Annotated in this window: 9 protein-coding genes; 3 read left to right on the top strand and 6 right to left on the bottom strand. The window is 62.8% G+C overall.

Going from position 1 to position 11,055, the window contains the following annotated elements:
• Positions 1-263: 263 nt before the first annotated feature.
• A complete protein-coding gene (locus EVC45_RS16025) occupies positions 264-2,660 on the top strand; it encodes a penicillin-binding protein 1A (protein WP_129958927.1) in 2,397 nt (798 codons plus the stop codon).
• Positions 2,661-2,760: 100 nt separating this feature from the next.
• Here EVC45_RS16025 and cyaY read toward each other — a convergent pair whose 3' ends face one another.
• Positions 2,761-3,081, bottom strand: a complete 321-nt coding sequence (cyaY, locus tag EVC45_RS16020; protein WP_129958926.1) for an iron donor protein CyaY — start codon at positions 3,079-3,081, stop codon at positions 2,761-2,763.
• A 35-nt stretch (positions 3,082-3,116) separates the two neighbouring features.
• On the opposite strand from cyaY, the gene EVC45_RS16015 reads away from it, so the two are divergent.
• Together EVC45_RS16015 and lysA are read left to right on the top strand one after the other, a co-directional pair.
• Positions 3,117-3,461, top strand: coding sequence for a lipoprotein (locus EVC45_RS16015; RefSeq protein ID WP_129958925.1), 345 nt, complete (start codon positions 3,117-3,119; stop codon positions 3,459-3,461).
• A 9-nt stretch (positions 3,462-3,470) separates the two neighbouring features.
• On the top strand, positions 3,471-4,733 hold the full coding sequence (gene lysA, locus EVC45_RS16010) for a diaminopimelate decarboxylase (RefSeq protein WP_129958924.1): 1,263 nt from the start codon (positions 3,471-3,473) through the stop codon (positions 4,731-4,733).
• Between the two features lie 114 nt (positions 4,734-4,847).
• Here lysA and msrQ read toward each other — a convergent pair whose 3' ends face one another.
• The 5 genes from msrQ to EVC45_RS15985 form a co-directional block, all read right to left on the bottom strand.
• Positions 4,848-5,549, bottom strand: coding sequence for a protein-methionine-sulfoxide reductase heme-binding subunit MsrQ (gene msrQ / locus EVC45_RS16005; protein WP_129958923.1), 702 nt, complete (start codon positions 5,547-5,549; stop codon positions 4,848-4,850).
• Positions 5,550-5,559: 10 nt separating this feature from the next.
• Positions 5,560-6,555, bottom strand: a complete 996-nt coding sequence (gene msrP, locus EVC45_RS16000) for a protein-methionine-sulfoxide reductase catalytic subunit MsrP (protein WP_129958922.1) — start codon at positions 6,553-6,555, stop codon at positions 5,560-5,562.
• A 206-nt stretch (positions 6,556-6,761) separates the two neighbouring features.
• A complete protein-coding gene (gene ccsB, locus EVC45_RS15995; protein WP_129958921.1) occupies positions 6,762-7,970 on the bottom strand; it encodes a c-type cytochrome biogenesis protein CcsB in 1,209 nt (402 codons plus the stop codon).
• 4 nt (positions 7,971-7,974) lie between these two features.
• Positions 7,975-10,185, bottom strand: coding sequence for a cytochrome c biogenesis protein ResB (locus EVC45_RS15990; protein WP_129958920.1), 2,211 nt, complete (start codon positions 10,183-10,185; stop codon positions 7,975-7,977).
• Positions 10,186-10,303: 118 nt separating this feature from the next.
• Positions 10,304-10,957, bottom strand: a complete 654-nt coding sequence (locus EVC45_RS15985; RefSeq protein ID WP_129959031.1) for a cytochrome c — start codon at positions 10,955-10,957, stop codon at positions 10,304-10,306.
• Positions 10,958-11,055 lie beyond the last annotated feature (98 nt).

Genomic DNA, 11,055 nt, shown 5'->3' with positions numbered 1-11,055 from the left:
TCCCTTTGACTCACGCGACGAACCATTCGAACGCGAGTAACGAGGGATCATTGTCGGCAGATGCACGTCCTAACGACATTCAGCCGAATGGCTAACGGGGATGCGAAGCCGCCCCGAGCGACATCAAAGCGACTACAGTTGGGACTACAGCGAAGTCATTCGCGCGGCACCCGGCGTGTGCTGATTGCACGCCATTCGTAAGCTTGTCGAAAGCAGAAAAACCCTGGCGGCTATAATCGCGGGACTGTTTTTCCGGTACTCCTATGCAAGCCACGTCTCCTACGTCCCCGCCGCCCGCGCCGAAAAAGCGCAAACGTCCGTTATGGCAAAAGCTGATCCTCGGCTTCTTCGGGTTGATCGTGGCGGGCATCGTGTGCGTGGTGCTGGTGCTCGGCTATGCGCTCGTCGTCGCGACGCCGAACCTGCCGTCGCTCGATGCATTGACCGACTATCAGCCCAAAGTGCCGCTGCGAATCTATACGGCCGACCACGTACTGATCGGCGAATTCGGCGAGGAGCGGCGCGACATCGTGCACATCCAGGACGTGCCCGACAGCCTGAAGAGAGCGATCCTCGCGATCGAGGACGCGCGCTTCTACGAGCACGGTGGCGTCGACCTCACCGGCATCGCGCGAGCCGGCATCGTCGCGCTGACCAACGGCCATGCGACGCAAGGCGCGAGCACGATCACGATGCAGGTCGCGCGCAACTTCTTTCTGTCCAGCGAGAAGACCTACACGCGCAAGATCTACGAGATGCTGCTCGCGTACAAGATCGAATCGAAGCTGAGCAAGGATCAGATTCTCGAGGTGTACATGAATCAGATCTATCTCGGTCAGCGCGCATACGGCTTCGCGAGCGCGGCGCGCGTGTACTTCGGCAAGGATCTGAAGGACCTGACGCTCGCCGAATCGGCGATGCTCGCCGGTCTGCCGAAGGCGCCGTCGGCGTATAACCCGGTCGTCAATCCGAAGCGCGCGAAGGTACGCCAAGAATACATCCTGCAGCGCATGTACGAATTGCACTACATCACTCAGGAACAGTACGACGAGGCGAGCCGGCAGCGGCTCGTCGTGAAGGGCATGGGTAAGGAGTACAGCGTGCACGCGGAATACGTCGCGGAAATGGTGCGGCAGATGATGTACGCGCAGTATCGCGAAGAAGCCTATACGCGCGGCCTGAACGTCGTGACCACGATCGACTCGGCCGATCAGGACGTGGCCTATCGCGCGGTGCGCAAAGGCCTGATGGACTACGAGCGCCGTCACGGCTATCGCGGCCCGGAGGCGTTCATCGATCTGCCGGCCGACGCCGATGAGCGCGAGCAGGCTATCGACGACGCGCTGCTCGAGCATCCCGACAACGGCGAAATCATCGCGGCAGTCGTCACGGCGGCGAGCCCGAAACAGGTGCAGGCGGCCTTCATCGACGGCAATGTCGCAACGATTCAGGGTGACGGCCTGCGCTATGCGCAGTTCGCGCTCGGCCCGCGCGCGCAGCCGAATCAGCGCATCCGGCCCGGCGCGATCGTGCGGCTCGTGAAGAACGACGACGGCGACTGGTCGATCACGCAATTGCCGCAAGTGGAAGGCGCGTTCATCTCGGTGGTGCCGCAGGACGGCGCGATCCGCTCGCTGGTCGGCGGCTTCGACTTCAACAAGAACAAGTTCAATCATGTGACGCAGGCGTGGCGTCAGCCGGGCTCGAGCTTCAAGCCGTTCATCTACTCGGCGTCGCTCGAAAAGGGCCTTGGGCCCGCCACGATCATCAACGACGCACCGCTCTTTTTCAGCGCCGCGGAGACCGGTGGCCAGGCGTGGGAGCCGAAAAACTACGGCGGCGGCTTCGACGGTCCGATGACGATGCGCACCGCGCTGCAGAAGTCGAAGAACCTCGTGTCCATCCGCATCCTGAACCAGATCGGCCCGAAGTACGCGCAGCAATACATCACGCGCTTCGGCTTCGACGCGGACCGCCACCCCGCCTATCTGCCGATGGCGCTCGGCGCGGGTCTCGTGACGCCGCTGCAGATGGCGGGCGCGTTCTCGGTGTTCCCGAACGGCGGCTACCGGATCAATCCGTATCTGATTGCCGAGGTCACCGATCAGCGCGGCATGGTCGTCTCGCGCGCGCAGCCGCTCGTGGCCGGGCAAAACGCACCGTTCGCGATCCAGCCGCGCAACGCCTACGTGATGAACAGCCTGCTGCAAAGCGTCGCGCAGCGCGGCACCGGCGCGAAGAGCAACGTGCTCAAGCGCACCGATCTCGCCGGCAAGACCGGCACGACCAACGATTCACGCGACGCGTGGTTCGCCGGCTATCAGCACACGCTCACGGCGATCGCATGGATTGGCTACGACAACCCACGCAGCCTCGGCGACAAGGAAACCGGCGGCGGCCTCGCGCTGCCGGTGTGGATCGAGTACATGGGACGCGCGCTGAAGGGAGTGCCCGAGTACAAGATGGGCCGCCCGGACGACGTCAGCGAAATAGGCTCGGAGCTTTATTTCGACGACTTCACGCCCGGGCACGGCTTCATCGCGACGGTCGGCGTCAGTCAGGCAACGCTCGATGCCGAGGCGAGCGCCGCCGCAGCAGCACCGGAGCAGGTCGGCGAGCAGGAAAAGCAGGACATCATGAACCTGTTCCGCGGTCACTGAGGCCGCGTCGATGTCCGGTTAGAAATGAAAAACCGCCGCGTTCGATACGCGGCGGTTTCGTTTTGAGCGTGCCTCGAGCTTTGCGCTCGTCACGCCACGCTTATTGCGCGGCGAAATGCACCGGCTCCCCGGCCTGCTGCGTCGCATACTGCGACAGCGCGGCGAAAAACTCCGAGCCGCTGCGTGTATCGCGCCATTCACCGTCGACGAAACGGAAGTGAAAACCGCCGGCCTTCGCCGCGATCCAGATCTCGCTCATCGGCGGCTGAAGGTTGACGATGATCTTCGTGCGGTTCTCGAATTCGAGCGTCAGAACGTTGCCGCTGCGCTCGAGTTCGATGTCGGCGTCGATGTCGTCGAGCGCGCTCTCGATGGCGGTCAGCACGGCTTCCGCACGGGTCAGGTAATCACTATCGGACATGCTAAACTCCATCGATTATTCATTCAGGGACAGTCATGCGAGTTGAAACTCGGATGCGCGCGGCAGCGCCCGGCCGCGCGATTGTAGCGGTTTTAGCCATTCTCGCAGGTTGTGCGCTCACCGGCTGCGGCCAACGCGGCTCGCTCTATCTGCCAACCGTACCGCCGCTGCCCGCCCCGCCGGCTCACCGCACGCAAACGCCGTCGACCGATCAAACGCAACCGGCTAGCGGCAGCGCAGCCGACATGGGCTCGATCCCGGACACCTCGGGCACGCCGCTCACGCTTGCTCCCGAAGACCAACTCACGACGCCGCCCGCATCCGCGGCATCGGCTCCGGCAGTGCCGCGGCCCGCCTCTGCCGTCCCTTCCGCTCAATAAGACTTTCGCATGACTCGATCCGCATTTGACTACGTCGACGGCGTACTGCACGCCGAAGGCGTGTCCGCCGTTTCCCTCGCCGAGCAGTTCGGCACGCCGCTCTACGTTTATTCGCGCGCCGCGCTGACCGCCGCGTGGAACGCCTATGCGGGCGCCTGCGCCGGGCGTCGAGCGAGCGTGCACGTGGCCGTCAAAGCCAACAGCAATCTCGCGGTGCTGAACGTGTTCGCACGCCTCGGCGCGGGCTTCGACATCGTGTCGGGCGGCGAACTCGCGCGCGTGCTCGCGGCCGGCGGCAAAGCGGAAAACACCGTGTTTTCGGGCGTCGGCAAGCAGGCGAGCGAAATGCGCGATGCGCTCGCGGCAGGCGTCAAATGCTTCAACGTCGAATCGATTCCCGAACTCGATCGCCTGAACGCGGTGGCGGGCGAGATGGGCAAGAAGGCGCCGGTGTCGCTGCGCGTGAATCCCGACGTCGACGCGAAAACGCACCCGTACATTTCCACCGGCCTGAAGACGAACAAGTTCGGGGTTGCGTTCGACGATGCGCGTGCCACTTATCAGGCAGCCGCGGCAATGGCGAATCTCGAGCTGGTCGGCATCGACTGCCATATCGGCTCGCAAATCACCGAAGTCGCGCCCTATCTCGACGCGATCGACAAGGTGCTGGAACTCGTCGAGCGGATCGAGCAGGACGGCGTGAAGATTCGCCATATCGACGTCGGCGGCGGCCTCGGCATTACCTACGACGACGAAACGCCGCCGGAAATCGGCGAGTTCGTGCGCACGGTGCTCGATCGCATCGAGGCGCGCGGCCATGGTCATCGCGAAGTCTATTTCGAGCCGGGGCGTTCGCTGGTCGGCAATGCGGGAATACTGCTCACGCGGCTCGAGTTTCTGAAGCCGGGCGAGGACAAGAACTTCGCGATCGTCGACGCGGCGATGACCGATCTCGCGCGCCCGGCGATGTACGACGCGTATCACGCAATCGAGCCGGTCGTGAAGCGCAAAGTCCCCTCGCACATCTATGACGTGGTCGGCCCCGTCTGCGAAAGCGGCGACTGGCTCGGCCGCGAACGGCTGCTCGCGGTCGAACCCGGCGATCTGCTCGCGATCCGCTCGGCCGGCGCTTACGGCTTCGTGATGAGCTCGAACTACAACACCCGTGCGCGCGCCGCCGAGGTGATGGTGGATGGTACACAGGCGCATGTGGTTCGTGCGCGCGAAGAGGTCAAGCAGCTGTTTGCGGGCGAAACGATTCTGCCGGTGTAAACATCGGAACCGGCTGCAGAGCCAACGGTAAAGCGCAGCAACGAAAATGGCGATGCCGACTGGCATCGCCATTTTTCTTTGCATCTGCGTGTGTGACGCGTTATCTGCTCGCCGTCACCGTCGGCGCGTTTTGATACTTCGCTCACGTATCCACACCACCAGCCGCCACCCCAGCAACGCGATCATCACTGCGCCGTAAATCTTCGGCAGCAGCAGATCGTGCTTGCCCGCCTTCATCCACCAGAAATGCAGGATCGCCAGCGCGCCGATCACGTAGATCGCGCGATGCAGCGTCTGCCAGCGACGTCCAAGCTTGCGCACCATCGCGCGCGGAGACGTCACCGCCAGCGCAATCAGCATTACGAACGCGGCGAATCCCACCGTAATGAACGGCCGCTTGCCGATGTCCTTCAGAATCTCCGCGACGTCGAACCACTTGTCGAACCACAGGTACGTGGTGAAATGCAGCGTCGCGTAGAAGAACGTGTACAGCCCGAGCATGCGCCGGAAACGCACGAACGCGGCGACGCCGGTCAGACGGCGCAGCGGCGTCACCGTAAGCGTGATGCACAGGAACACGAGCGTCCACAGGCCGGTCGAGCGCGTGATGAATTCGATCGGGTTCGCGCCGAGCCGGTCGGTCAGGCCGAACAGCACAAGGCGCGCGAGTGGGTACAGCGCCGCGATGAAGACCGCCACCTTCGCCGGTACGACCCAGCTTGCGCCGCCCGCGGGACGTGGCTTCGCAGCCGACAGCGGCGCCGTGCGCCGTGTCGCAGGCTCGTTGCGGGTAACAGTTTGCGTATCGGAAGCCATCGCGCTCGCCCTAGAAGTTCTTCTTCAGATCCATGCCCTGATAGAGCGATGCGACCTGATCGCCGTAGCCGTTGAACATCAGGGTCTTGCGTTTCGGTGTGAAAAAGCCGTCTTCGCCGATGCGCCGTTCGGTGGCCTGGCTCCAGCGCGGATGGTCGACATTCGGATTCACGTTCGAATAAAACCCATATTCGTTCGACGCGTACGTGTTCCAACTGGTCGGCGGCTGCTTGTCGATGAAGCGGATTTTCACGAGCGACTTCGCGCTCTTGAAGCCGTACTTCCACGGCACCACGACGCGAATCGGCGCGCCGTTCTGATTCGGCAGCACCTGGCCATAGAGGCCCATCGTCAGCAGCGTCAGCGGATGCATCGCTTCGTCCATACGCAGGCCTTCGGAGTAAGGCCAGTCGAGTATGGGCTCCGACAGTCCGGGCATCTGCGACGGATCGGCGAGCGTGATGAACTGCACGTACTTCGCGTTGCTGGTCGGCTCGACGCGCTTGATCAACTCGGACAGCGACACGCCGATCCACGGCACCACGATCGACCACCCTTCGACGCAGCGATGCCGGTACACACGTTCCTCGAGCGGCGCGAGCTTCAGCAGGTCGTCGATGTCATACACCTTCGGATTCTTGATCTCGCCCTCGACGCTCACCTTCCACGGATGCGGCCGCAACGTGCCCGCGTGCTGCGCGGGGTCGGATTTGTCGGTGCCGAACTCGTAGAAATTGTTGTAGGTGGTGATGTCCTTGTACGGCGTGAGCTTGTCGAGCGCGACGAACCTGGTGTTGGTTTTCGCCGCCAGCTTCTGCGCCTTCGGATCGGGCGACGAGTAGGTCGCGAGCGCCTCGCCGCTCACGCCGATCAGGCTGCCGAGCGCCATCGCGCCCGCTGCCTGCAGGATGCGTCGACGGTTCTCGAACACGTGCCGCGGCGTGATTTCGCTGCGCGCGATGTCATCGCCGGTCAGTTGAATTCTGTCGCTTCGCTTGATCCACATCGTGCTGCTCCTTGCCGGCCCGCCGCGTCGCGCGCGTTGCGGAGCCATATTGATGATCGCCCGTTTGCGGGCGTCTGTCATCCACGGGTACTTGCTCAGGTGCTTGACTGGAGAACACCGGGGCGCCACGAATATTCCATCGGCCATAAAAAAACCGCCGGTGCGAAAGCACGCGGCGGTTCTTAGTCGGTTCAGCGAGGCGGATCTTACAGCTTGCCGTAGCTATGCAAGCCCGACAGGAACATGTTCACGCCGAGGAACGCGAAGCTCGTGACCAGCAGGCCGGTCAGCGCCCACCATGCGGCGACCGCACCGCGCAGGCCCTTCATCAGACGCATGTGCAGCCACGCCGCGTAGTTCAGCCACACGATCAGCGCCCACGTCTCCTTCGGGTCCCAGCTCCAGTAGCCGCCCCACGCTTCGGCGGCCCACAGCGCGCCGAGAATCGTCGCGATCGTGAAGAACGCGAAGCCGACCGCGATCGACTTGTACATCAGGTCGTCGAGCACGTCGAGCGCCGGCAGACGATCCGCGAGCACGCCGCGTTCCTTGGCCAGATACGCGACGCCGACCATCGCCGACAGCGCGAAGCTGCCGTAGCCGATGAAATTCGCCGGCACGTGAATCTTCATCCACCAGCTTTGCAGCGCCGGCACGAGCGGCTGGATCTGCTGCGCGTCGCGCGAGACCGAGTACCACATCAGGAAGCCGACGGCCGCGCTGATCACGAGCAGGACGAACGCGCCGAGCGCACGCGTGTTGTAGTGCTGCTCGTAATACAGGTAAAACAGCGCAGTGATCAGGCTGAACAGCACGAACACTTCATACAGATTCGAAATCGGAATATGGCCGACGTCCGAGCCGATCAGGTACGACTCGTACCAGCGCACCATCATGCCGACGAAGCCCATCAGCACCGCCGCCCAGGTCATCTTCGAGCCGATCGCGGCGCCGGTCGGCGAGCGCGACAGCAGCGCGATCCAGTAGAACACGGTCGCGAACACGAACAACGCGCTCATCCACAGGATCGCGGACTGGCTCGACAGAAAATACTTGAGGAAGAACGCGTTGTCGGCGCGGCTCAGATCACCGTGGTAGATCTGGATCGCAAGCACCGACAGCGCAGCAATACCCACCATCAGCGGACGAACCGGCTTCCAGCGCCAGCCGAGCACCACGAAAGCCGGCACTGAGCACACCAGCACCAGCTTGTCGTAGTAATTCATGAACGGGTAGTAGCGCGACAGCGCGAACCCGGCGCCCCCGACGAGCGCGAGTGCGAACAGCCAATCGAGCATACCGAGCCGTTTCAGGAACGGCCGTTCGTCGAAGTGCGAGAGTTCGGGCGTGCTGCTCGCAAACGCCTTGTCGGCGCGCGAAGCAGAAGAGGAGGAGGAAACCTGAGTCAAGTCCATGATCTTACCGGGTCGAATCCTGTGAGCTTGCCGACGCTGCGGCGGCCTTAGCGGCCGGGGTGGCTTCGGCTGCTTCGATGAGTTTTGCGCCCAGTGCGGCGCTCACGGCATCACGCGTCTGGACGAACTCCTTCTCGAAGTCTAGCGTCTTACGCGCGCTCGACATCGCCATCACGACGCTCGTGCCATGGTCCGTATCCTTGAGCCAGAACCACAGACGCCGTTCGCGGACGTAGAACATCGAAAAGATGCCCAATACGAGAAGCAGGCTGCCAAGATACACGACTTTTTTGCCCGGCGCGCGCGTCAACTGAAATACCGAAGCTTGCACCTGCTTGAATGAGTCAAGCTGCAAATAGACCGGCGATCCATACAAAAAGCTGTCGGATATCGCATTAAGCGAACTCTGGATGAAGCGGTTCGTGTCCGCGTTGGCCGGCGCGGCGGGCTCGCCGAGCTGCTGGCGCGACAGTTGCCACAAGTCCCACGTCACGCCTTCGAGCATGCGCAGCAGCAGACTCGCGGCTTTTTCCTGCTCGCCCTTCGGTACCGACCGGTCGATGAATGCAGCGATCGCCTGGAAGCCGCCGAGCGTTTCGCCATTCGGCATCTTCATGTTGCCGTCGGCGCCTGCAAAAAGGGTCAGCACCCGCAACGCGCTTTCCTCCAGATGCTGCTGCAATTCCGCATTCGAGCCCGGCACCGAGCGCTGCGCGAACTGATGCGCGGCGATGGCGCGTTGGTTCGGGTCTTCGAGCGTGGCGCGCAGATTCATCCATTCCTTGAGCGTGCCGCCGCTGTCGGCGGGAATGCGCAGGTAGCGGAACGGATCGTCGGGATTCAGGCGCATGCCGGCGAGGAACATCTTCTCGCCGTTCACGTCGACGGGCAGCATGTAGTTGTTGTATTCGCGCGCCTGGCCGTCCTTGCCGCGAATCTTGTACTGCACCGACGGGCCGACATTGTGCAGATCGAGCGGCTTCGAGGTCTTCGCGCCCGAGCCGAGGCGCTCGTCGAACGCTTCCTTCAGCGAGTGTTGCGCGGCAACCCCGCGCGCGTCGTTCTGGCCGCTGCCGTTGGAAATATTTTCGACGTTGATCGCGCGGAAGTCGGTGAACTCGACGGTCTGACCGTCGGCGAGCGGCGTCGCGGAACTCAATGGCGCGTTGCCGCCGATCGTGCCACCGAAGGGCGAGGTCTTCGCGCTCGGGCCGGTCATCGGATAGGCGGTCATCTGCATCTGCGAGCCGCCGTCCTGGAAGCTCGACTGGTAAATCGACACGCCGTCGTATTCGAACGGCTTGTTGACCTCGACGCGCGCCGGCACACGCGCGCCGGTCTTGTGATCGATCACGACGATGTCGCTCGCGAACAGCTTCGGCATGCCGGTCGAGTAGTAATCGACGATGAACTTGTTGAGCTCGATGGAAAACGGCAGATCCTGGATCAGCGAGCCGCTGGGCTGATTCAGGATCGCGGTCGACACGTGCTGCCCTTCGGGCACCCACGCGTAGCCGCGAAACGTCGGGTTCGATTGCGACAGCCGATGCTCGGGCGGAATCTCGTTGATCACCGTGTTCGAGTTGATCGGCGACTTGTCGAACAGCCACATTTGCAGCTTGATCGGCAGATTGCTGTCGAGCAGGCCGCCGAGACAGATCACGACAATCGCGATATGCGCGGAGATGTAGCCGAACTTCGTCAGCGCACCGCGCTTCGCGGCGATCAGCGTCGCGCCGTCCGACTCGCGCGTGACGAACTTGTAGCCGAGCTTTGCCGACAGTTTGGCGAGCACTGCGGCCGACTGCGCGCGCGAGCCGTGCACCGCGAACTCGCCCTTGTGATGGAACGCGCGCAGGCTGCCTTCGCGAACCTTGTCCTTCCAGCTCTTCGCGTCGGCGACCATCTTCGGCGCATTGCGGATCACGCACAGCGACACCGACACCATCAGGAAGCCGAGGATCAGCATGAACCACCACGAGCTGTACACCGTGTAGAGGCTCAGCGCGCGGAAGATGTCCGCCCAGAACGGACCGAACTGGTTGACGTAGTTGGGATACGGATCGTCCTGCGTGAGGACGGTACCGATGATGCTGGCGATCGACAGAATCACGAGCAGCGCGATGGCGAAACGCATCGAGCTCAGGAGCTCGATGGTGCTGCGCATGACGCGATTGCCCGACTTCGACTGCAGACCCGACGTGGTGACGCTCATTCAAACTCCGACTGAACAGCAAAAAAGGGTGAAGGGCTGTCGTAGCTACGACACCCTCACCCTTTTCTTGTTTTTCACCGGCCTCGCCGGGCCGGTTGGATTCGCGCGGGCGAGCCGCTTAATGCAGGCCCGCGATGTAGTCGGCAACCGCCTTGATCTCGTTGTCCGACAGACGCGATGCTATCGCATGCATCGCGTCGTTGTTATTACGAGCGCCCGGACCTTGCGTGAACGCGGCCAACTGCGTCACCGAGTACTCGGCCCACTGCCCCGACAGGCGCGGATACTGAATCGGAATGCCCTGCCCCGTGGGCCCGTGGCAGGCGGCACAGGCCGGCACGCCGCGGTCGGCAATCCCACCGCGATAGATCTGCTGACCCTGCGCGACGGTGTTCTTGTTATGTGCATAGCCTGGCTTGGGCGTCTGCGTCGAAAAGTAAGCCGCGACGTTGATCATGTCCTGATCGGAAAGTGCGGCAGCCATGCCCGCCATGATCGCATTGTTGCGCGCGGCCTGTTTGGCGCCCGGCTGAGTCTTGAAATCTCTAAGCTGCTTGACGAGATACTCAGGATGCTGGCCCGCCAGCTTCGGGTATGCGCCACCGGCACTGTTGCCGTCTGCGCCGTGACATGACGCACATACCTGTACCGCGATTGCCTGTCCCCGATTGATGTCCGGCTTTGCCGGATCTGCTGCTCGTGCCTGAATTGCCAAACCTGAAAGACCTGCCGTTACATGAAGCACCATCAGAGTCTTGCACAGTCGATTCATTCGCACACCCTGTCTCGTCTTGTGGGATTTTAGAGGTTCTGCAAAGTACGACGACGGCGACCGAGTGACCGCCAGGAGCCGCCAAGGCACGTGGGGCG

It is taken from the genome of Paraburkholderia sp. UYCP14C, from assembly GCF_004197395.1.
Classification (GTDB): Bacteria; Pseudomonadota; Gammaproteobacteria; order Burkholderiales; family Burkholderiaceae; genus Paraburkholderia.
The sequence above is the reverse complement of the archived record's forward strand: the minus strand, read 5'-3'. Positions and strand labels throughout refer to the sequence as shown.